The 22,232-nt window shown below is 73.8% G+C and carries 16 protein-coding genes; 6 read left to right on the forward strand and 10 right to left on the reverse strand.

Going from position 1 to position 22,232, the window contains the following annotated elements; genetic code table 11:
- Positions 1–8 precede the first annotated feature (8 nt).
- Complete coding sequence (locus tag O4J56_RS01315) at positions 9–1,502, forward strand: CYTH and CHAD domain-containing protein (protein WP_270683176.1); 1,494 nt, start codon at positions 9–11, stop codon at positions 1,500–1,502.
- A gap of 6 nt (positions 1,503–1,508) precedes the next feature.
- On the opposite strand, the gene O4J56_RS01320 is transcribed toward O4J56_RS01315, so the two are convergent.
- The 4 genes from O4J56_RS01320 to O4J56_RS01335 form a co-directional block, all read right to left on the reverse strand.
- Complete coding sequence (locus O4J56_RS01320; protein WP_270683177.1) at positions 1,509–2,384, reverse strand: ABC transporter ATP-binding protein; 876 nt, start codon at positions 2,382–2,384, stop codon at positions 1,509–1,511.
- A 58-nt stretch (positions 2,385–2,442) separates the two neighbouring features.
- Positions 2,443–3,492 (reverse strand): FecCD family ABC transporter permease, encoded by a 1,050-nt coding sequence (locus tag O4J56_RS01325; RefSeq protein ID WP_270683178.1) that lies wholly within the window; start codon positions 3,490–3,492, stop codon positions 2,443–2,445.
- Complete coding sequence (locus O4J56_RS01330) at positions 3,489–4,577, reverse strand: FecCD family ABC transporter permease (protein WP_270683179.1); 1,089 nt, start codon at positions 4,575–4,577, stop codon at positions 3,489–3,491. Before O4J56_RS01330 ends, O4J56_RS01325 begins: the two co-directional genes overlap by 4 nt.
- Before the next feature lie 122 nt (positions 4,578–4,699).
- On the reverse strand, positions 4,700–7,027 hold the full coding sequence (locus O4J56_RS01335; RefSeq protein ID WP_270683180.1) for a molybdopterin-dependent oxidoreductase: 2,328 nt from the start codon (positions 7,025–7,027) through the stop codon (positions 4,700–4,702).
- Positions 7,028–7,187: 160 nt separating this feature from the next.
- Here O4J56_RS01335 and O4J56_RS01340 point away from each other — a divergent pair, with 160 nt between their 5' ends.
- Complete coding sequence (locus O4J56_RS01340; RefSeq protein ID WP_270683181.1) at positions 7,188–8,132, forward strand: HpcH/HpaI aldolase/citrate lyase family protein; 945 nt, start codon at positions 7,188–7,190, stop codon at positions 8,130–8,132.
- Here O4J56_RS01340 and O4J56_RS01345 read toward each other — a convergent pair.
- A complete protein-coding gene (locus O4J56_RS01345) occupies positions 8,080–8,715 on the reverse strand; it encodes a TetR family transcriptional regulator (protein ID WP_270683182.1) in 636 nt (211 codons plus the stop codon). The genes O4J56_RS01340 and O4J56_RS01345 overlap by 53 nt on opposite strands.
- A 126-nt stretch (positions 8,716–8,841) precedes the next feature.
- On the opposite strand from O4J56_RS01345, the gene O4J56_RS01350 reads away from it, so the two are divergent.
- Complete coding sequence (locus tag O4J56_RS01350; RefSeq protein WP_270683183.1) at positions 8,842–10,182, forward strand: FAD-dependent oxidoreductase; 1,341 nt, start codon at positions 8,842–8,844, stop codon at positions 10,180–10,182.
- Positions 10,183–10,210: 28 nt separating this feature from the next.
- The gene (locus tag O4J56_RS01355) at positions 10,211–11,191 is read left to right on the forward strand and encodes a bifunctional helix-turn-helix transcriptional regulator/GNAT family N-acetyltransferase (protein ID WP_270683184.1); all 981 of its coding nucleotides are present in this window, start codon (positions 10,211–10,213) and stop codon (positions 11,189–11,191) included.
- Positions 11,192–11,341: 150 nt separating this feature from the next.
- On the opposite strand, the gene O4J56_RS01360 is transcribed toward O4J56_RS01355, so the two are convergent.
- Complete coding sequence (locus O4J56_RS01360) at positions 11,342–12,997, reverse strand: glycine/sarcosine N-methyltransferase (RefSeq protein WP_270683185.1); 1,656 nt, start codon at positions 12,995–12,997, stop codon at positions 11,342–11,344.
- 426 nt (positions 12,998–13,423) lie between these two features.
- Between O4J56_RS01360 and O4J56_RS01365 the strand changes: the two genes are divergently transcribed.
- Both O4J56_RS01365 and O4J56_RS01370 read left to right on the forward strand, forming a co-directional pair.
- Positions 13,424–14,740 carry an aminotransferase class I/II-fold pyridoxal phosphate-dependent enzyme gene (locus O4J56_RS01365; RefSeq protein ID WP_270683186.1) on the forward strand — a complete coding sequence of 439 codons (1,317 nt, stop codon included), beginning with the start codon at positions 13,424–13,426 and terminating at the stop codon, positions 14,738–14,740.
- 76 nt (positions 14,741–14,816) lie between these two features.
- Positions 14,817–16,334 (forward strand): nitrilase-related carbon-nitrogen hydrolase, encoded by a 1,518-nt coding sequence (locus O4J56_RS01370; protein ID WP_270683187.1) that lies wholly within the window; start codon positions 14,817–14,819, stop codon positions 16,332–16,334.
- Between the two features lie 21 nt (positions 16,335–16,355).
- Here the strand turns inward: O4J56_RS01370 and O4J56_RS01375 are convergent, their stop codons facing one another.
- The 4 genes from O4J56_RS01375 to O4J56_RS01390 all read right to left on the reverse strand — a co-directional run bounded on the left by O4J56_RS01375 (position 16,356) and on the right by O4J56_RS01390 (position 22,008).
- Positions 16,356–18,509 (reverse strand): hypothetical protein, encoded by a 2,154-nt coding sequence (locus O4J56_RS01375; protein WP_270683188.1) that lies wholly within the window; start codon positions 18,507–18,509, stop codon positions 16,356–16,358.
- A gap of 111 nt (positions 18,510–18,620) precedes the next feature.
- Positions 18,621–19,253: an AAA family ATPase gene (locus O4J56_RS01380; RefSeq protein ID WP_270683189.1), complete on the reverse strand. Its 633-nt coding sequence runs from the start codon at positions 19,251–19,253 to the stop codon at positions 18,621–18,623.
- Entirely contained in the window at positions 19,250–19,630 is a 381-nt protein-coding gene (locus O4J56_RS01385) for a TFIIB-type zinc ribbon-containing protein (protein ID WP_270683190.1), read from the reverse strand. The genes O4J56_RS01380 and O4J56_RS01385 overlap by 4 nt, the downstream gene beginning before the upstream one ends.
- A 59-nt stretch (positions 19,631–19,689) precedes the next feature.
- A complete protein-coding gene (locus tag O4J56_RS01390) occupies positions 19,690–22,008 on the reverse strand; it encodes a glycosyl hydrolase (RefSeq protein WP_270683191.1) in 2,319 nt (772 codons plus the stop codon).
- Between the last annotated feature and the right edge of the window lie 224 nt (positions 22,009–22,232).

Raw genomic sequence — 22,232 nt, forward strand, 5'->3', positions numbered from 1 at the left:
AGACCGCGATGGTCGATCAGTTGGAGATCGAGACGACGTTCGAGGTCGGTGCCGACTTCCGCCTCCCCCGGCCGGCCGATCTCGCCCCCGGGGGCGTGGAGGAGCGCGAGCACCGGCTCACCGCCACCTACTTCGACACCGGCGACCTCCGGCTCGCCGCGCGGGGGATCACGCTGCGCCGCCGCCTCGGCGGCCCGGACGCCGGATGGCACCTGAAGATCCCCTGGGGGCGCGACGGCAAGCGGGAGTTCCACGCGCCCCAGGGGTCGCACGCCGCCCGGATCCCCGCCCGCCTGGTCCGCCTGGCGGCGTCCGCCACGCGCGGGGCGCCGCCGGCCCCCGTCGCCCGCATCACCACCGAGCGCACGGAGCTGGCCCTGCTCCCCGAGGAGGGCGGGCCGCCGCTGGCGCTCATCGCCGACGACCGGGTGCACGGCGAGGTCCTGGACGAGGACGGGGGCCGGGAGATCCGCTGGCGGGAGGTGGAGGCCGAGCTGGGCTCGGGCGACCGCGCCCTCCTGGACACGATCGGCCGCCGCCTGCTGGAGGCGGGGGCGCGCCCCTCGCGCATCGGCTCCAAGCTGCTGACGCTGCTGGGCGACCGGGTGCCCGCACCGCCCGAGCGCCCCTCGGGGGACACCGCCGACGCCGCCGTCCGCGGCTACCTGTTCGACCAGGTGGAGCGCGTCCTCGAACTGGACCCCCGGGTGAGGCTCGGCGAGGAGGACGCGGTGCACCAGATGCGGGTGGCCACGCGCCGCATCCGCACGGTCCTGCGGGGGTTCCCCACGGTCGTCGACCGCAAGGCGGTCCGGGGCACGGCGGCGGCGCTGCGGGAGCTGGCCGCGTCCCTGGGGACCGCCCGCGACCTCGAAGTGCTGCGGGAGCGGTTCGCCGCGCGCTTGGCGGAGCTCCCGTCCCGCGCCGGGGGTGTGGCGTTGACGGCCGACTGGCTCGACGCCTTCGACCGGCGCTTGGAGGAGGCCCGGCGCAAGGCGGTGCGCGCGCTGGACGGCCAGGAGTACCTGGACCTGCTCGACGAGCTGGACCGGCTGCGCTCCACCCCGCTGGCCGGGCGCCGCGCCCGCGGCCCGGCCGGGGACGTGCTGGACGCCGAGCTCGGCGACGCGGTGGAGCGCATGCGCACCGCCCATGGGCGCGCGCTGGCGGCCGAGGAGGGGCCGCCCCGGGGCGAGGCGTGGCACGAGGTGCGCAAGGCCGCCAAGCGGGTCCGGTACACGGCCACGGCCGCCGAACCCGTGCTGGGCAAGCGCGCCACCCGGCTGCGCCGCTGGTCGGCCGCGCTCCAGGAGGTGCTCGGCGACCACCAGGACGGGGTCGCCGCCCTCCGGTTCATCACGGTCTCGGGCGCACGGCTCGCGGGGGCCGCTCCCGACCGCGCCTCGGCGTCGGCGACGCTGGCGGCCCTGGCGGGAGCCGAGACGGCCGCGGCACCGTACCTGCTCGCCGAGGCCCAGCGGATCTGGGAGGCGGGGCCCTGAGGGGGCTCAGGCCGAGCGCTTCTCCAGGAGCGCCCCGTCCTGGTCCGAGGCGTCCCCGGCCGCGCCCCCGCGCGACCGGCGGGCGATGGTCCCCCGCCGGTCCACCGCGACGATCATCGGGGTCCCGGTCTCCGGGTCGGGCACCACCCGCACCGGCAGCCCGAACACCTTCTCCACCAGCTCGGCGGTGACGATCTCCGACGGCTCCCCCTCGGCGACCACCGCGCCGTCCTTCATGACGATGAGGTGCGTGGCGTAGCGGCACGCCTGGTTCAGGTCGTGCAGCACCGCCACCAGCGTGTACTCGCGCTCGTGGTGCAGCTCCGCACACAGGTCGAGCACGTCCATCTGGTGGGCGATGTCCAGGTAGGTGGTGGGCTCGTCCAGCAGCAGCAGCGGCGTCTGCTGGGCGAGCACCATGGCCAGCCACACCCGCTGGCGCTGCCCGCCGGACAGCTCGTCCACCATCCGGTCGGCCAGCTCGGCGACGCCGGTGGCCTCCATGGACTCGGTGATCACCGACTCGTCGGAGCGGGACCACTGGCGCAGCAGCTTCTGGTGCGGGTAGCGGCCGCGCGCCACCAGGTCGGCCACGGTGATGCCGTCGGGGGCCACCGACGACTGCGGCAGCAGGCCCAGCCGCCGCGCCACCTCCTTGGAGGGGTAGGACGAGATGAGCCTCCCGTCCAGGTGCACGGCCCCCGACTGCGGCTTGAGCATCCGCGACAGCGCGCGCAGCAGCGTGGACTTGCCGCAGGCGTTGGGGCCGACGATGACCGTGAAGGAGTTGTCCGGGATGCTGATCCCCAGGTCTCGGGAGATGACGCTCTGGTCGTAGGCGAGCGTCAGGTTCTCCCCCCACAGCCGGGACGGTTCGGGCATCGCGCTTTCTCCTGTGTGTGCGTCGTGTCGGGGGCGCTTGTCGGGTCGGGGCCGCCGGTCAGGCACGTCCGGTCCGCCATTCACGGTAGAGGAGCCAGACGAGGTAGCTTCCGCCGATGATCGCGGTCACCGCGCCCACCGGGAGGCGGCCCTCCCCCAGGGCGTGCTGGGCGGCCAGGTCGGCGGCGGTGAGCAGGAGCGCGCCCATCAGCGCCGCGCCGAACAGCGTGGTGCCGTCGGAGCGCAGCAGCCGTCGGGCGAGCTGGGGGGCGGCCAGGGCGATGAACGAGATCGGCCCGGCGACGGCGATCGCCGCGCCGGTCAGCGCGCTGGCCGCCAGCAGCGCGACGGCCTGGGTGCGCTGCACCGGGACGCCGAGCGCCTGCGCGGTCTGGTCGCCCATCTCCATCAGCCGCAGCCGGGGGCCCAGCGCCAGGAGCGGCGGCAGCAGCAGCGCCATGCACACGGCGACCGCGATGACCTCGCTCCACCCGCGCGCGTTGAGGCTGCCGATCATCCACACCTGGGCGGCCTTGGCCTCGGTGAGGTCGGCGCGGGTGATGAGGTAGTCCCGCACGGAGACGAGCATGGCGTTGATGCCGATGCCGACGAGGATCAGCCGGTAGCCCTGCACGCCGTTGCGCATGGCCAGCAGGTACACCAGCCCGGCGGTGGCGACGCCGCCGATGACCGCGCCCAGCGACACCTGCAGCATCGACCCGCCCAGGACCAGGATCGTCAGCACCGCGCCGGTGGCGGCGCCGCCGGTGAAGCCGATGATGTCCGGGCTGCCCAGGGGGTTGCGGGACAGGCTCTGGAAGACCGCGCCCGCCACCCCGAGGGAGGCGCCGACGAGCACCGCCGCCCAGGCGCGGGGCAGGCGCACGTCGCGCACGAAGAACAGGTCCAGCCGCTCGCCGGTCCCCGCCAGGGCGGCGGCCACCCTGGGCAGGGAGATCTCGTACTCGCCGAGCATCAGCAGCGCCGCGAAGACGGCGGCGATGGCCGCCACGAGCGCGCCGAACACCACGGCGGTGCGCGGCCGGAGCAGGAAGGACACGCGGCCCAGGCGCACCGGCCGGCGGCTCCGCGGGGTCGTCGCCGTCATAGCTGGGCCATCCTCTTGCGCCGGACCAGTGCGATGAACACCGGCGCCCCCACGAGCGCGGTGATGATGCCGACCTCCAGCTCGCCGTTGGGCAGCACCACGCGGCCCAGGGTGTCGGCCGCGGTCAGCAGGATCGCGGCGAGCACCGCCGAGTAGGGCAGCAGCCAGCGCTGGTCGGGGCCGGTGATCGCGCGCGCCACGTGCGGCACGGTCAGCCCCACGAACCAGATGGGCCCGGCGGTGGCGGTGGCCGCCCCGCACATGAGCACGATCGCCACGGCCGCCAGCAGGCGGGTGCGGTTGATCCGGGCGCCCAGCGCCGCGGCCAGGTCGTCGCCGAGGGCGACGGTGTTCAGCGCGGGCGCCAGCAGAAGGGCGATGACCACCCCGGCCGCCAGGAACGGCCAGATGCGGGAGAACAGCTCCAGGTCGCGGCCGACCAGGGAGCCGACCTGCCAGAAGCGGATCCGGTCGAACACGAAGTCGTCCAGCACGATGACCGCGTAGACCAGGCCCTGCAGCACCGCGGCGACGGCGGTGCCGGCCAGCGCCAGGCGCACCGGGGTGGCCTGGGTGCGGCCGCGGCTGCCGAGGGCGTAGACGGCCGCCGAGGCCGCGGCGGCGCCGAGGAAGGCGAACCAAACGTAGGCGTTCGGGCTGGTGAGGCCGAAGACGTAGATGGCGACCACGACGGCGGCCGCGGCGCCGGAGTTGACGCCGAGGATGCCCGGCTCGGCCAGCGGGTTGCGGGTCAGGCCCTGCATCAGCGCCCCGGACAGCCCCAGGGCGGCGCCGACGAACACGCCGAGGACCGCGCGGGGGATGCGCAGCTCGATGATGACGCTGTGGTCATAGGAGCCGTCGTTGCTGACCAGCGCGTCCCACACGGTGCCCAGGGGGATGGACTTGGCCCCCACCGAGACGCTGAGTCCCGCGCACAGCACCAGCACGCCCAAGGCGATGAGCAGCCCCAGCGCCCTGGCGGTGTGCACCCGGGCGCGGGCCCGCGTGCGCTTGTCGAGCGCCTGCGCGGCCTCCTCCCGGTCCGCCGCGGCGCGGTCGGGCGCCGCCGTCTCCAAGGGCACTCGTCTTCCTCCGACCTTCGTTCCGGTCCTGTTCCGGGCGCGGCGGGGCGCCACGGGCACGCCGACGCCGGGGGGCCGGCGTCGGCGTCAGGAACTTAGTAGAGGCTAACCTATGCTCCAGATCAGGAGGAAGGGGGCACCGGCACCGGCGGGGTGAAGGCCCTCACCGGGGGCGCCTCGCCCCGGAAGGCCTCGATCTCCACCAGCACGTGCTGGCCGGTGCACCCCTGGGCCAGGCGCGAGGTCCCGGCGACGTCGGTCAGCACGTTCGGGTTGCCGTGCGCGCAGGTCACCTCGGTGGACGACGGGTCGTACCAGGCGCCCGTGGACAGCTGCGCCACGCCGGGGCGCAGGGCGTCGCTGACGCGGACCCCGGCGAGCAGGCTGCCCCGGTCGTTGTGCACGCGCACCAGGTCGCCGTCGGCGAGGCCGCGCGCCGCGGCGTCGTCGGGGTGCATGCGCACCGGCGCGCGCCCGTCCACCTTCTGCGATGCGCTGTAGGCGCCCATGTCCTGCTGGCTGTGCAGGCGCCCCTTGGGCTGGTTGGCCAGCAGGAGCAGCGGCCACCGCCGGGACCGGGCCGACCCGAGCCGCTCCTCGCCGGGCAGCCAGATCGGGTACCCGGGGCAGTCGGCGTAGCCGAAGCCCGCGATGGTCGCCGAGAACAGCTCGATGCGCCCGCTCGGCGTCTGCAGCGGGTGCGCCACCGGGTCCTCGCGGAACTCGGCGAAGGCCGCCATGGCCTCGTCGTTCACCCGTCCGGGCAGGTCCACGCCCCCGGCCTCGCGGAAGGCGTCGTAGGAGGGCAGGTCCGCCCCGAACATGTCCCGCTGCCGTTCGCGCCACTGCTCGTACAGGTGCCGCATCCACTCCTCGGCGGTACGGCCCTCGGTGAACTCCTTCTCCAGGCCCATGCGTGCGGTGACGGCGCGGTAGATGTCGAACTCGTCGCGCGCCTCACCGTAGGGGGCGACCGCCCGGCGCATCACGTTCAGCCGCAGGTCGCCCTGGCTGGCGGCCATGTCCTCGCGCTCCAGCGTGGTGGTGGAGGGCAGCACGATGTCGGCGTGGCGCGCGGTCGCCGTCCAGTGGGTCTCCACGACCAGCACGGTGTCCGGGCGGCCGAAGGCGCGGGTGAGCCGGGACAGGTCCTGGTGGTGGTGGAACGGGTTGCCCCCGGACCAGGCGACCAGCCGGATGTCGGGGTAGGTGAGGCGCTCGCCGTCGAAGTCGAACTCCTCCCCCGGGCGCAGCAGCATCTCCGAGGTGTGGGAGACCGGGATGCGGCGGTCGACCGGGTTGGCACCCTTGGGGAAGCGCGGCAGGCCGCCGGGGGTGGCGCCGCCGCCGTAGCGGCCCATCGACCCGTACCCGGTGGCGAACCCGCCGCCGGGCAGGCCGATCTGGCCCAGGCACGCGGCCAGCGCCAGGCCCGCCCACAGCGGCTGCTCGCCGTAGCGCGTGCGCTGCACCGACCAGCCGACGTTGACCAGGGTGCGCCCGGCGGCCATGCGGCGCGCCAGGGAGCGCAGCGTGTCGGCGGGCAGCTCGCAGATGGGCTCGGCCCACTCGGGGGTCTTGGCCACACCGTCGGTCTCACCGGTGGCGTAGCGGCGCACCACGTCGGCGCCGACGGTGTACCGGTCGAGGAAGTCGCGGTCGGCCAGGTCCTCCTCGATGAGGACGTTGATCAGGGCGAGCATGGCCGCGGTGTCGGTGCCGGGCGCCGCGGGCAGCCACTCGGCGCCCATCTCCTCGATGGTGTCGTCCCTGAGCGGGCTGACCGACACGGTGCGCAGGCCGCGCGCGGCCGCCTCCCGCATGCCCAGGGCGGCGGTGTGCGCGGCGCGCCCGCCCGAGGCGATCCAGGTGTTCGACAGGCGCAGGCCGCCGAAGCTGACGATGAGGTCGGTGTGCTCGGCGATCGCCTCCCAGGTGGGGGCGCGCTCCAGTAGCGCGTGCGCGCCCTGCTCGCCGACCAGGTGCGGGAAGAGCACCTCCACCGCCGCGTGGCTGTAGGTGGCCCGGCTGCGGGTGTAGCCGCCCGTGGTGTTGAGGAAGCGGTGGAGCTGGCTCTGCGAGTGGTGGAAGCGGCCGGCGCTGCCCCACCCGTAGGAGCCGCCGAAGACGGCCTCGGCCCCGTGCTCGCGGTGGACCCGTTTGAGCTCCCCGGCGACCAGCTCGGCGGCGGTGTCCCAGTCCACCTCGACGTAGGCGTCGCCGGGGGCGCCGCGCTCGGGGTCGGGGCCGGGGCCGTTCTCCAGCCAGCGGCGCCGCACGGCCGGGCGGGCGACGCGGGTGGGGTGGTGCTGGGCGGCGGGGGCGTTGGCGATGAGCGGGGACGGGTCCGGGTCGCCGGGGTCGGGGCGGGTGTCCACCACCCGGCCGTCCCGGACGAGCACCTCGTAGGTGCCCCAGTGCGAGCTGGTCGGATACGCCTCGGTGCCCATCGCTCCCCTTTCCCCCATGGTGTGGTTCCCCCGTGGCGCGGCGGCTTACGCACGCGGACGCCTGGAATGCACCCTAATGTGCGTTTCGGGCACCGGATAGAGTCCCATCCCACGGCGGCCGGCACCGGCCTCGCACGCCCCTCAACGGCAGGAGTGGAACATGGCGCCCTTCCGGTCGCGACGCTCGGTCCTCGCGGTCCCGGCCTCCAACCCGCGTTTCGTGGAGAAGGCCCGGGGCATCGCCTCCGACGCGTTCTTCCTCGACCTGGAGGACGCGGTGGCGCCGTCGGAGAAGGAGCGCGCCCGCGACGCCGCGGCCGCGGCGCTCACCGAGGGCGGATGGGGGGCGCGGGTGCGCACCGTCCGGGTGAACGCGCTGGACACCCCGTGGACCTACCGCGACGTCGCGACCGTCGTCGAACGGGCCGGGGCCGACCTGGACTGCCTGGTCCTGCCGAAGGTCACCGACCCGGTCCACGTGCAGTGGCTCGACCTGCTGCTCACCCAGGTGGAGCGCGCCTGCGGCCTGGAGGCGGGGCGCATCGGCATCGAGGCGCAGATCGAGGACGCGCGCGGGCTGTCCGCCGTCGACGCGATCGCCGCCGCCTCCCCGCGCCTGGAGACGCTGGTCTACGGCCCCGCCGACTTCATGGCGTCGATGAACATGCGCAGCCTGGAGGTCGGCGCGCAGCCGCCCGGCTACGACGTCGGGGACGCCTACCACTACGTCCTGTTCCGCATCCTGACGGCGGCGCGCGCCAACGGCCTCCAAGCGGTCGACGGGCCCGAGCTCAAGGTCCGCGACCCCGAGGCGTTCCGCGCCTCGGCCGGGCGAACCGCGGCACTGGGCTACGACGGCAAGTGGACGGTGCACCCCTCGCAGGTCGAGGCCGCCAACGAGATCTACTCCCCCAGCCAGGAGGAGTTCGACCGCGCCGAGCGCATCCTCGACGCCTACGAGCACGCCACCTCCGTGGAGCGCCGGGGCGCGGTCACCCTCGACGGCGAGATGCTGGACGAGGCGTCGCGGAAGATGGCCCTGGTCGTCTCCGCTAAGGGCCGGGCGGCCGGCCTGACCCGGTCAGATGCGCCACGATCCGGCTGAGCTGCTCGGCGTAGTCGCGGTTGACCTGTTCGGCGTCATGCTCGGCGCCGAACAGGGCCCGCACCACCTCGGGGGCGACGTGCACCGCCGATGCCGCCCCGAACAGCGCGAGCAGCAGGTGGCGCGGGTCGATGTCCCCGGGGATCTCCCCGTCCCGCTTCCTGCGTTCCAGGTCGGCCAGGTCGTCCCGCGCGCGGTCCTCACCCCCGCCGCCCCCGGCCAGGGCGCTCCACAGCCGCACCCGCGCCATGTCCCGGTGCTCCCAGTTGGCCAGGGCGTAGCCGGCCGCGAGTTCGGCCAGTGACCGGTCCGGGCGGTGCCCCTCGTCCTCCATCTCCTCCCACCGCTCCCGCAGGGCCCGCATCAGCCCGGCCTTGCCGTCGAAGTAGTAGGAGATCAGCTGCTTGTTGACCCCGGCCCGCCCGGCGATGTCGGCGACGCGCGCCGCGTCGTAGCCCTTCCGTGCGAACTCCGCGGCCGCGGCGTCCAGGATGCGGCGCCGTGTCCGCTCGGGGTCCCGCCTGCGCTCCTCCGCCCGCGGCGCCCTGCGCGCGCGCCGTTCCCCGCCCGCCTCCGTGCCCATACCGCCCCCTAAGGGTGTCCCGGTCTTTCATCTTCAGGGTTGATTCAATCATCCGTGCGGATGAAAGTGGAGGCGGGGCCGCCGCCCGGCGGGGCCCCGTCCGTCCCGACACGAAGGAGGGCCCCAATGTCCGGCAGCGAGTTCTCGGTCGCCGTCATCGGCGGCGGCCTCGGCGGCCTGTGCCTGGCGCACGGCCTGCGCGGCGCCGGCGTCCCGGTGACCGTGTACGAGCGCGACCGCACCCGCGACGAACGCCTCCAGGGGTACCGCCTGCACATCGACCCCGACGGCGCCGCCGCGCTGCGCGCCTGCCTGCCCGAGGCGAACCGGGAGGTGCTGATGGCCGCCTCCGGCGTCTCGGCTCCGGTCTTCCGGATGGCCGACGAACGGCTGCGCACGGTCGCCGCGTTCGGGCCCCGCCCCGGCGCCCCCGCCGAGGAGCACTACTCCGTCAGCCGCATCACCCTGCGCCAGGCCCTCCTGTGGGGGCTGGAGGACACCGTCGTGTTCGACCGGGAGTTCACGGGCTACGAGCACGCGGCGGACGGGGGCGTCGTGTGCCGGTTCGCCGACGGCTCCCAGGCCCGTGCCGACCTGGTGGTCGGCGCGGACGGCGGGGGCTCGCGGGTCAGGCGCCGCCTGCTCCCCGGCGCCGAGCGCCGCGACACCGGCATCTTCGCGGTCGCGGGCAAGCTGCCGCTGACCGAGGAGACGCGGGCGTGGCTCCCGCCCGCGTTCCTGCAGGGGGCCACGTCGGTCCTGCCCAGGGAGCACGGCGGCCTGTTCTTCACCTCCCATGAGCTGGGAGAGTCCGCGGCCGGCCTGCCCGCGGGCATCGGCGGGCAGGACGCGGCACACGCCCTGAACCCGGGGACGCTCTTCGACAACATGGGCAGCTATGTCCTGTGGGCCTACGCGGCCCGGCCCGAGCGCGCCCTGCCCGCGGAGCACGGCCTCCCATCGGAGACGGACGGGGCGGCCCTGCGCGCGCTGGTGGCCGACCGCGTCCGCGGCTGGCACCCGCTCCTGCGCAGGATGATCGACGGGTCCCCGGACGACGGCGTCTCGCGTCTGGCGATCCGCACCGCCACCGACCCCGGCCACTGGGAGCCGGGGACGGTCACGCTGCTCGGGGACGCGATCCACTCGATGACCCCCATGGCGGGGATCGGCGCCAACGTCGCCCTGAGGGACGCCGCGCTGCTGGCCCGGCATCTCGGCGGGGCGCGCGCGGGCCGGACAGGGCTCATCGACGCCGTGGGCGCCTACGAAGCGGAGATGCGGCGGTACGGCTTCGCGGCCGTTCGCCGCTCGCTCGCGCAGGCGCACATGTTCGTGGGCGACTCCCTCGGGCGGCGTGCGGCGGCCAAGGCGGTCATGCGTTCCGTGTCCGCGGTCCCCCCGCTGCGCCGCCGCCTGTTCGGCACACCTCTTGCCCTGACGGGATCGACGGCGCATACTCTTTGACAGAGTCAAAGAAATCATTGAGGTCGTCATGGATACTTCACAGGCAGCCGACGTGCCCGCCGAGAAGGTGCCCGCCGAGGACGTCGCGCGCGTGCGTGCGTTCAACCGGTTCCTGACCGGGCGGATGGGCATCGTCCGCCCCGACCACCTGGGCTCGCCCTGGTCGCTGACGGACGTGCGGGTCATGTACGAGCTGCTGCATCTCGGCCGCACCGAGACCTCGGCGCTGCGCGGCCTCCTGGAGATGGACGCGGGGCAGCTCAGCCGGGTGCTCGCCCGGATGGAGGACGGCGGACTGGTGTCCCGCGCCCCCTCGCCCGACGACGGGCGCAAGCAGACCGTGGAGCTGACCGCGGCCGGAGAGCGCGCGGCGGCGATGATGGACGGACGCGCCGACCTGCAGATCCGCGACCTGCTGTCGGGGATCGGCGGCGGCGACCGGGAGCGGCTGCTGTCGGCCATGGAGACCGTGCGGCGCGTCCTCGGCGCGGACGGCACGGACGGCGGGGGGCGCGTGGTGCTGCGCGGCCCGCGCCCCGGCGACCTGGGGTGGGTCGTCGAGCGCCACGGAGACCTGTACTGGCGGGAGTACGGCTTCGACAGCGGCTTCGAGGCGCTGGTGGCCGGGATCGTCGCCGGGTACGTGCGCGATCGCGACCCGGCCCGGGACAACGCGTGGATCGCCGAGCTGGACGGCGAGCGCGCCGGGGCGGTCTTCTGCATGCGCGCCGACCCGGCCGGCGGGGAGACCGCCAAGCTGCGGCTGCTCCTGGTCGAGCCGTGGGCGCGCGGACACGGCATCGGACGGCTGCTGACCGACGAGTGCCTCGCCTTCGCCCGCGCCGCCGGGTACCGGCGGATGACGCTGTGGACGCAGTCGGTCCTGACGGCCGCGCGGCACATCTACGGCAAGGCGGGGTTCACGCTGACCGCGTCGGAGCCGCATCACAGCTTCGGGCGGGACCTGGTCGCCGAGACGTGGGAGCGGGAGCTGGCCCCCGTGCGCTGACGGGGGCGCGGCAGGCCGACGCGACGCCACGCCCCCGAGCCTCGGAAGGGGTGCCCCCCGGGTGGACCGCCGGCCCGGCCCCCCGCGAGCCGGGGGCCGGGCCGGGGCGGCGGGCCCAGGGCGCGCCCGCCGTTCCCGGGAGGGTCGGGATCAGGCCTTGTAGTGCAGGATCCCCCAGGCGAGCGAGCCGGACTCGCCGCCGTTCACCCAGTTGCGCAGCCCCGTCTTCATCCGGGTCAGGTACGCCTCGCTGATCTTGCCGTTCAGCTCGGACTCGCGCGCCTCGGTCTCGGCGAGGACGCGGCCGTAGTGGCGCGGGAGCTGCTCGGTGAGGTCGTCGAACTCCACCTTGGACAGGCCCAGGCGCGCCGTCTGCTTGTCGTAGAAGCCCGGCGTGCCCATGCTGTCCAGGTGCAGGCGGTCCAGGATGGGCCGCAGGGCCTCCGTGGTCGCGGTGTCCGAGGCCATCGGGTCGGTGAAGATCAGGTGCCCGCCGGTGCGCAGCACGCGGGAGACCTCCTCCAGCACCCGGGGCCGGTCGCCGCTGTGCAGGAACGCGTCCTGCGACCAGACGACGTCGAAGGCGTTGTCCTGGCAGGGGATGTCCTCGAAGGAGCCGTCGACCACCGTGATCAGGTGGTCCAGGCCCGCCTCGCGGTTCATCTCCCGGTTGCGCTCGTTCTCCACCTCGCTGAGGTTGAGGCAGGTCACCTTGCACCCGAACTGGCGGGCCAGGAAGCGCGCGGAGCCGCCGTAGCCGGCGCCCACGTCGATGACCTCGGTGTCCGGGCCGATCTCCACCTTGGCCGCCATGCGCTCCACGGTGCGGCGGCTCGCCTCGGCGATGTCGCCGTCCGGGGAGTCGTACAGCCCGACGTGGATGTCGGTGCCGCCCCAGATGGTGTGGTAGAAGGTGTCGGCGTCGGTGGAGTTGTAGTACTCCCGGGCCGTCCGCACCGCCGCCGAGTAGGCCTCGGAGAGGTCGTCCTCCTGCAGGTAGGACTTCTCGGCGATGTGGATGTAGAAGTCCGGCTCCTCGCCCTGGTGGGTCTCCTGGAAGTCGCCGAAGGTCTCCACCTTCTGGAAGCCCACCTCGCGCAGGAGCCGCCGCGTGTAGTTCTTGCGCAGCGGGAACATGTTGAGGTGGTACTCGGACTTGTCCGGGAACCGGTAGACGAAGCGCGCGAGGCCCTCGTCGACGTGCTCCGGCTCGGCGGACACCTCCTCGCCGCAGTAGTAGTAGGTGTGCTTGTTCCCGTACTTGCCGTCCAGCAGGGCGTCGTAGTTGCGCTGGTCGATGATCAGCACGCCGTCGTGCTTGAGCATCGCGTAGAACTCGGCCAGCGCCTTGCGGCGGTCCCGCTCGGAGAACAGGTGGGTGAACGAGTTGCCCAGACAGATGATCGCGTCATAGGTCCCGTGCACGTCGCGGTTGAGCCAGCGCCAGTCGGCCTGGACGACGCGCAGGATGTGCCCGCCGTAGGCCATCCCGTTGGCGAAGGCCTTGGCGAGCATCTCAGGGCTTCCGTCAGCGCTGACGGTGTCGAACCCCTCTTCGACCAAGCGCACCGAGTGGAAGCCGGTCCCGGTCGCGACATCGAGGACCTCGCGGACACCGCGCTCCTTGAGCTGATCCACGAAGAAGCGCCCCTCGCTCTCGTAGCGGCGCTTCCAGTCGATCAGCTCGTCCCACTTGTCGACGAACCCGGTGACGTATTCGGCTTTGTAGTGGTCGGTGTCGCGAACGGCTAGCGGGTCGTCTCCAAATCGCTGCTGATCCTGCCCTTTAATAGGTCGACTCCTCACACTAGAACACTCCCCGCACGTCCGGCACACGACGCCGAGGGTGAAACTTCGCGTATCCCCATTGAAAGGCATGACCCCCACCCCTCTTCAAGTGGGCACAGCCGTAAAGATGCCTTAACCGCAGGTCAGAGCGGACAAATTCGTTGGACGAACCCCCTGCGCACGGCCTCGCGAGGGCCCGCGGAGCCGCCGGAGCCGCATTCCGCGCCACCCCCGAAGAATCGCAGGACGCAACGCATTGCGCAGCACGCAATGAACAATCGATAAAAAATAAAGAGGAAATGGAAGTGAATCGCGGTCCACCGGTATTCGTCCATCCGCCGCGCCGGGCCGGCCCCTTTGCGCCGCCGCGCGCCGGCCGTTCGGCGCACCGGGGCCCGCCGCGCCGGTGTGCCCGGCGGGGCCGCACTGCTGGATAATGCGGTCATGGTCATCACCGGACGCGGCTCGCACGAGATCGCCGACAGCGTGGAACGGGAGATCGTCGGCGGAGGACTCCAGGCGGGGGCGCTCCTGCCCCCCATCCGCGACCTCGCCGGGGAGCTGGGGGTCAACCCCAACACCGTGGCGGCGGCCTACCGCCTGCTGCGCGACCGGGGACTGGTGGAGACCGGCGGACGGCGCGGCACCCGGGTGCGGCAGCGCCCCGCCGCCGCCCCGCGCGAGACCGGCCCCGGCGCGGTGCCGCCGGGGACCGTCGACGCCGCCACCGGCAATCCCGACCCGCGGCTCCTGCCGGACCTGGGCGCCGCCCTGGCGGCGGTGGCCCGCCGCAGAAGCACCGGCGCGCCCCCGCTGTACGGCGACGCGCCGGTGCTGCCCGCCATGGCCGAGGCGGCCGGGGAGGTGTTCGGGGCCGACGGCGTCCCGGCGGCCTCGCTCGCGGTGACCTCCGGCGCGCTGGACGGCGTCGACCGGGTGCTGCGCTCGGCGCTGCGCCCCGGCGACACGGTGGCCCTGGAGGACCCCGGCTGGCCCAGCGAGCACGACCTGCTCGCCGCGATCGGGCTCAAGAGCGTGCCGATGGCGGTCGACGACGAGGGGCCGCTGCCGGGCGAGCTGTCCGCGGCCCTGCGCGCGGGCGCCCGCGCCGTGGTCGTCACCAACCGGGCGCAGAACCCCACCGGGGCCGCGCTCAGCGCGGAACGGGCCAGGGCCCTGCGCGGGGTGCTGTCCGAGCACCCCGCGGTGCTGACCGTCGAGGACGACCACGGGTTCGGCTGGGTGGAGCTGCCCTGCCACGGGGTGTTCGGCGCCACGGACCGCTGGGCGGTCGTCCGGTCGGTCGCCAAGGGGTACGGCCCGGACCTGCGGCTGGCGATGCTCGCGGGGGACATGGTGACCGTCGACCGGGTGCGCGCCCTGATCCAGACGGGGCCCGGGTGGGTGAGCCACGCCCTCCAGGAGGCGTTCGTGGAGATGTGGCGCGCGGGCGCGGTCTCCGCCGAGGAGGTGGGGCGCTCTTACACCGGGCGCAGGACCGCCCTGATCGACCACCTGGCCGGGCACGGCCTGGAGGCGCGCGGGCGGTCGGGCGTGAACGTGTGGGTCCCGGTGCCGGACGAGGGGGCCGCGGTGGCGGGCCTGCTGGCACGCGGGTGGGCGGTGTCCCCGGGGTCCCGGTTCCGCAACGGCGCGCGCCCGGCGCTGCGGGTGACGGTGTCGGCCCTGGAGGAGGGCGACATGCCCGCCCTGGCCGCGGCCATCGCCGCCGCGACCAGGCACGGCGGCCCCGCCGTGTGAGGTGCGGAAACCCGCACCCGATCGTGCGGGCGGCTCTACAGACGCGGGCCCCGGCCCGTCCGTAGCGTTCCGGCCCATGAGACCCCGAACGCAACACCCCTCATGGCACCGCTGGGCCTGGCTCGCCGGGGGGACGGGCCTGTCGTTCCTCGCCATGCAGGCCAGGTTCGACATCGCCCTGCTCGCCTGGGCCTACCCCGTCCTCCTGCTCCGGTTCACGCGGACCGGGGGCGGAGTGTCCTCGGCCGCCGGGATCGTCCTCTCCTCGGCCGCGACGACCGCGGCCTGGCTCGTCTCCGCCGAGGTGTTCTCTCCCCCGCTCCTGCTCGTCGCCCTTCCCCTCGCGCCCCTCCTGGCGCTCCCCTACATCGCCGACCGGTACCTGGCGCGCCGCCTGGGCACCCGGAGCCCGGTCCTGGCCACGCTCGTCTTCCCCGCCGCCAAGGTCGGCGCCGAGCTGGCCGGCACGCTCGTCACACCGGTCGGGACGCTGTACGGCGTGCTCGGGACCACGCAGGCGGCGAACCTGCCGCTGGTCCAGGTCGCGTCCGTGACGGGGGTGTACGGGGTGAGCTTCCTCGTCGCCTGGGCGGCACCGGTGGCCGTGGGCCTGTGGGAGCGGGGGCCGGCGGCGCGTCCCGCGCTCCGGGGCGCGGTCGTCTTCGGCACCGTGCTGACGGCGGTCCTGCTCCTCGGCGGCGCGCGCCTGGCCTTCACCCCGCCCGCACAGGAGACCGTCCGCGTCGCGGGGATCAGCACCTCCAAGGCGGCCTGGGACGGGCTCGCCCCGACGTTCAGGGAGCTGGACTCCCTGGAGGCCATCCTCGACGCGGACCCCGAGTGGATGCGGGAGCGGTTCGCCATCGCCAACGAGGACCTGCTGGAGAGCACGGAACGGGAGGCACGCGCGGGCGCGGAGGTCGTGGTGTGGGCCGAGTCCGCCGCGTTCACCCTCGAAGAGGACAAGGAGCGGCTGCTCGGCGACGTCGCCGAGGTCGCCGAGGAGCAGGGCGTCCATGTCGCCGCCGCGGTGTCCGTCTACACCGAGGAGGCCCCGCACATCGACAACCTGCAGATCCTCATCGGCCCGGACGGGGAGCAGGTGTGGGAGTACGCCAAGAGCCGCCCCGTCCCGGTCCTGGAGCCGTACGAGCCGGGGCCCGGTGTGCTGCCGACCGCCGACACCCCGTTCGGCCGCCTGTCCGGGGCCGTCTGCTACGACGGCGACTTCCCGGCACTGCAGCGCCAGGCGGGGGCGGCGTCGGTCGACATCATGCTCAACAGCGCCAACACCTGGCCGGGGATCAAGAGGCTGCACGCGCGGGCCTCGGTGATGCGATCCGTGGAGAACGGATACTCCCTCGTCCGCCAGGCGAGCCGGGGCATCTCCAACGCGGCGGACCCACTGGGCCGCCCGATCGCCGGTGCCGACTACTACACGACCGAGCGGCACACGTTGATCGCAGAGGTCCCGACCGATGGGGTGGCCACGGTGTACTCCCGCATCGGAGACGCCTTCGCCTGGACGTGCATCGGCGGCCTGGCGGTCCTCGCCGCCATGGCCGTCCGCCGGTCACGCCCTGACGAGGATTGAGGGCCGGGCCGCCCGTACCGGTCAGCCCTCGATCGCCGCCAGCGCGCGGGTGCAGGCCTCGCGCAGCTCCTCGTCCGTGCGGGCCGCCCGGAAGTCGGGGTGGCGGTCGCCCACCCGGATCGCGACGCCGCGGCGCAGATTGGCGCGGCGCCACTGGGCGAGCTCCCGGCGCAGCAGCGGAGCGGCGGGGGCCGCGGCGGTCCCCATCTGCTCGAACGCCTCCGCGATGTCCGCCGACGGCTGCTCGTTCCACGCGGCCAGGAGCGCGGCGAGCCCGGCCTCCGTATCGCCCGTCACCGCCCACAGGGCCTGCGCCGCACGGCTCCGGTTCTCGACCGCCCAGCTGCGCCACCGGACCTCCGCCGGGTTCTCGACGCACGCACGGACGAGGTCCGCCAAGGGGGCGGCCGCGGCTCCCATGAGCTGCGCCGTCTCCAGAGCGTCGTCCAGGCAGGCGCCGCGCTCCGCGATGACCCTCGCCAGGACCTGCAGCACCGGCTCGGGGTCCCCGGTGATCAGCCAGTACGCGTTCGCCGCCAGCGGCGGCCCCCACGCGGGCAGCTCACCGTCGGCCATGTGGCCCGCGAGGACGGGGGCCGCCTCCCGCGCACCCGCCCCGATGAGCCCGAAGAGCTCGAAGACCTCCCGGCCGGGCTCCTGGGCCAGCAGGAAGGGCACCGCGGCACTCGCGTCGGCGCCGACCGCCGTCACCGCCCGGACGGCGTCCTTGACGGCCTCGTACTCCGGCTCCTCCTCGGCCAGCCGGGCGGCGAGGAACTCCTGCAGGGCGGGGCCCAGGTCCACACCGGCGGCCCCCATGCTCTGCGCCTTCATCAGCGCGAACTCGGCCCAGTGCTCGACGTCGAGCATCTCCTCGATGATCTCCGGCGCCCGCGGGTCGCCGATCTCGGCCCACAGGTCGGTGGCGGCTTCGAGCACCGCGCCTCCGTCGGAGGACTCCAGCACGTCCCCGATGGCGTCGGCGAGCGGGGCGGCCACCGGGCCCGCCGTGATCACGACCCGCGCCGCCTCGACGGCGACCTTCACGGCCTCCTCGTCGTCGTCCTCGGCCCCGAGGAAGTCGAGGGCGCGTGCGATCAGCGCACAGTGGTCGCCGCGCCAGCCCTCGACCAGTTCCCGCACCATGGTGAGCGTCCTGACGGCGCTCTCCAGGTCGGGCCGCTCCAAGAGCCGCTCCAGAAGGGCCCACCGCTCATCGATCCGGCCGTCCAGCGCGTAGTCGACCAGGGTGAGCAGCACCCGGTGGTAGTACGACCGGTCCCCGTCGCCCTGGAGGGGCGGCACCTCCTCGGCCCGGACCCCGGCCACCAGGTCCAGGATCGCGTCCGTGTCGAGCGGGGACGGGCGGCCGGGGAAGCGCCGCATCAGCTCGGTGAAAGCGCGCATCCGCACCGACGGGCTCGCGTTGCGCACGGCGGCCTCCGCCAGCCCGTCCGCGATGGGGGCGGTCTCCTCCGGCCGGGAGCGGACGGCGACGATCCCCAGGAGCGTGGCCGCGGACTCCGCGACCACGGGATGCTCGTCCTCGTGGAGGCGCTCCAGCAGGGCGGCGGTGGTCTCCGCGTCCGGGACGCCCGCCACCGCCGCCATGCAGGCGGTCTCCCGGATGGCGGGGTCGGGGTCAGCGAGCAGGCGCACGTACTCCGGCCGCCCCTCGGCCACTGCGATCGCGGCGCGCGCGTAGGTGTTGCCGTTCTGGAGGTTCCGCTCGATGATCTCCGCGAACCCGGGGCGGTCGCCGTCCTCACCTGCGAGGACCTCCGCGGGAGGAACGACGCGGGCGACGTCGCCACCGCCGGTCAGCGGGTCCGAGCCTTCAAGGACCTGCTCGTAGTAGCCGACGTTGTCGTGCACCATGTGGAGGTCTTCGATATCGACCCCGCCGACGCTCGCCAGCAGCGCCATCAGATCGTCCTTGTCCCGCGCCGCAGGATCGCGCAGGGCATGGATCAGGAACGGCACCGCGGCGACGGTGCTCTCGTACACGTCGCCCTGGTGGTGGACGGCCCCGTAGAACTCGGAGAACGCCTTGCCGCGCTCGCCGGGGTCGCCGGAGGCCATCCGTCGCAGCATGTCCGGCACGTCCTCGGCGGTGCCGTAGGCGTGCCCCATCGAACCCCAGTCGACGTCGTCCAGGCCCGGGAAGTCGGTCATAGCGGTGTTGTTTTCCTAGCGGTGAGGAATCACGGCGCCGGAGAGCCCGGCGGATGGGGACCACTACGACGAGACCGGGGCTCGGCCGGTTCCGCCCCGACGGCCGGGGATTCAGGCGCCCTGGGACACCCGTTCCACCCACCTCTGGACGGCCTTGGCCGTCTCCTCAGGGGGCGAGGTGGTCGTGTCCAGAAGGTCGACGGGCGGGTCCATCTCCGCGGCGGTGTCCTCCACCCACCGCGCGTACTCCAGCATCTCCGCGATCCGCTCCTCGTCCCACTCCCGCCAGGACGGCCGCGCGCGCAGCCGGGCGGCGAGCACCTCCGGGTCGCACGTCAGCGCGAGGTAGTGGATGCGCGAGAACAGGACGCGCTCGGGCAGCGGCTCGAACTCGGGCGGCACCACCGTCCCGAAGAGCACCACCGGCCTCCCGCTCTGCTGGATCATCGCGGCCGTGCGCAGCCAGGTCGAGCGGAACGGCCGGTGGTCGTAGGAGTCGTCGCGCAGCCCTTCGACCCACAGCACGTCCTGTTCGAGGACGACGTACCGGTCCGACAGCGCCTCGACCAGCAGCCGCCCGACGGTCGACTTGCCGGTCCCGCTCGGTCCGGTCACACAGAACAGGGGCATGCGAAGGAGGGGCCGCGCGTGTCCGCAGAAGCGGCAGCGCAGCCCCTCCCCCGACGGTCCGGCGGCGGGCGCCTCGTCGAGCTCCCCGCACTCGGGGCAGATGAGCGGGTTCAATCGAAGAGCTGTTCCAGGAAGCTCTTGTTCTTCCTCCGCCCGTAGGGGCGCGGCGAGTCCTTGTACCCGTACCCGCCCCCGTACGGCTTCGGGGAGTCCTTGTAGCCGTATCCCCCGTGCCCGTAAGGGCGCGGCGAGTCGGGACGGCCGCGGTACCCCCGCGGCGAGTCCGGCGGAACCGGGTAGGCCGGTCCGCCGTGGTGCGGCTGCTGGCCGGGGTAGGGCGGGGGAGCGCCGTAGTGGCTCTCCTCCGCCCGGATGATCTGCTCCAGCTCACCGCGGTCGAGGAAGATCCCACGGCAGCCCTGGCACTGCTCGATGTGGATCCCCTGCCGGTCGAAGGTCTGCATGCGGCCTTGGCACTTGGGACATGTCACCCGTCCACCCTATGTCGGGGACATTAAACCGGGGTGAAGACGGCCGGTTCCGGCGGCGCTCAGGAGGTGGTGGTCCCCAGTTCGCCCGGCTCCAGGCCCATGGTGGTCCCGTCGGAGAAGGCGACCTCCAGCGGCGCCGTGCCGGGGTTGAAGGCCGTGTAGGTCTTCGTCCCGCCGTCGTCGAACACGGCGTAGTGCGCGGTGTCCGCGGTCACCGAGGTGTCCACCGTTCCGGCGCCGGCCAGCGTCGACACCCACTGGTAGGTGTGCGCCTTGGACTCGCCCGCCTCGGGCTCGTAGGAGGACCACTGCTCCTCGAACCTGGCCAGCGCTCCCGGCCCGTCGGAGAGCGCCTGGTGCTCCCAGTGGACGTCCCGCCAGATCTCCGGCTGCCCGCCCAGCCTCTCCTCCAGGGAGGCGTGCATGGCGGCGGCGTGCTCGGGGTCGTACCCCAGGTACAGCGAGGACGCGGTGATCGGCAGGTAGTTGATGCCGTAGTGCTCCTCGTCGCCGCCGTCCCACCAGATCCGGTAGTCGCCGCCGTCGCCCCACACCATGCCGACGACGTCGTGCCCGAAGTCGTCGGGGAACGTCCCGCCCCCGGCGTCCTGCCAGTACCGGGTCACCGTCGAGGCCTGCGTCGTGTGCAGGAAGACCCCCAGGTCGCGCAGCTCCTCGTCGCCGGTGGCCGCGCCGAAGTGGGCCGTGGCGGCGGCGAAGTGCATGCCCTCCGACGACGACTCCTGGTTGTTGCCCGCGGCGAAGCCGGCGTGCCCGGACGCCCAGCCGTGCCCGGCGTAGGGCGAGAAGGAGCGCAGCCGCGGGAACATGTCCGACTCCGGGTCGGTCTCGGCGACGTCCCGGATGAGCATGCGGACCATGCCTCCCCAGGCGTCCTCGGCGGCCCAGTCGCGGTCGTAGCGGGCGACGACGGCTGCGGCCTGCACGAAGTAGCCGTAGTGGAAGTCGTGGTCGTTGATCTGGTCGGCCGCCCCGAACGAGTCCGGGTAGCCGAGCACGGTGCCCCAGGTGGAGTCGTAGTGGAACTGCCGCCCGCCCTCTCCGGCGGTCAGCCAGTCCTCCAGGCGGCCCTTGACCAGCTCCAGCAGCCCGTCCCGGCCCTCGGTGTAGCCGATGGAGTCGGCGATGGGCACGAGCTGGGCCAGCCGTCCCAGCGCCTTGCCGTTCCAGTAGGTGTCGTCGCCTCCGCGGAACGGGTCCTCGTGGTTCAGCTCCTCGTCGATGAGGGCCCGCATGCGCTCCTCGTCGGCGCCCTCGGCCGTGGGCAGGCTCGGCATCAGGCCCTGCGTGGTGAGCGAGGTGGTGAACTCCGGCCCGTCGACGACGCGCATCTCCCCGCGCGGCGAGGCGTAGGCCAGGTCGGTGAGCGGGTCGTCGGCGTTCTCCCACTGGTGCGGGTAGAGCGCCATGAGCGTGCCGTCCTCGGTGCCCTCCTTCGGCTCGGTGGTGAGCCGGTAGGTGGTGGTGAGCTCGGCTGCCGCCTCGTCGTAGGAGTACTCCACGCGCGAATCGGTCACGAAGGAGTGGGCGTAGGGCGCGAACGCGTCCAGGTCGCCGGGGTCGGGCAGCACGGCGACCGAGTAGTGGTCGGCGCCGGCCGCGGTGAAGGTGTCGCCGGAGCGGGCCCACTCGGCCCCGGAGGGGGCGAACAGCGCGTAGTGCCGCCCGCCGACGCTGGCACCGACCACGCCGCCCTCGGACTGCCACACCTCTGGCGCGCCTTCGAAGGCGACCTCGGGGTCGGCCCCCTCGGTCTCGGCGTAGGCGAAGGGCAGGCCCTGGCCGATGGTGGTGCGCAGGGTGCCGCCGCCCTCCCACTGGGCGGTGACGGTCCAGTCCCCGCTGTCGGCGACCTCGGTGCGCGGGGCGTCCAGCCCGGTGGCGCCCATGGTGAGGTCGGCGGTGTGGGGGTACTCGTACTTCAGCCCGTCGCCGACCAGCTGGTGCTCCTGCGGGTAGCCCACCTCCAGCCCGCCCGAGTGCGGGCGGAAGCTGAACGGGTGGGCGAAGAGGTTCTCGCCGTAGGGGTTGTCGGGATAGCGCTGGTAGATGAGCGACGACCACCACTCGTTGGTCGGTGCGGGGCCGGTGAAGCCGTCCGTCACCTTGGGTTCGACGGCGTCGCCGTTCTGGTCGCTCGGCCCCGGCTCGCCTTCGGGGCGCACGTCGGTGTAGCTCCCGGCGCCCACGGGGACGACGGCGGAGTCGGCGGACGCCGGGGCGGCCCCGGAGGGGTCCCGCAGCGCGTCGGCCGCCACGAGGCCGGCGGCGCCGATCACGAGCGCGGCGGCGGCCGCGGGGACGGGCCTGAGGCGGGGGACGCGGAGGACACGCCGTCTTTCGCGGGTACGTGCCATGGTCGGCCTTTCCTCGGTTTCTTGGGAGCGCTCCCACATGGGAGGCACGAGACCCGAGTGTCGGACGGGGCGCCGACGGGGGCAATCCGGGAGAACTGGATAGTTTCCTAACCGTTACGCATTGTGAACGCTCACACACAGGGGTCCCGGCTACCCCGCACGAATCACCCGATCACCGTATGCAACGATTGGGGGGAGTCCCGCCCCCTCTCCCCGGCTAGGAC

Origin of the sequence: Nocardiopsis endophytica (assembly GCF_027706725.1) — a bacterium.
In the GTDB taxonomy this organism is placed as follows: Bacteria; Actinomycetota; Actinomycetes; order Streptosporangiales; family Streptosporangiaceae; genus Nocardiopsis_A; species Nocardiopsis_A endophytica.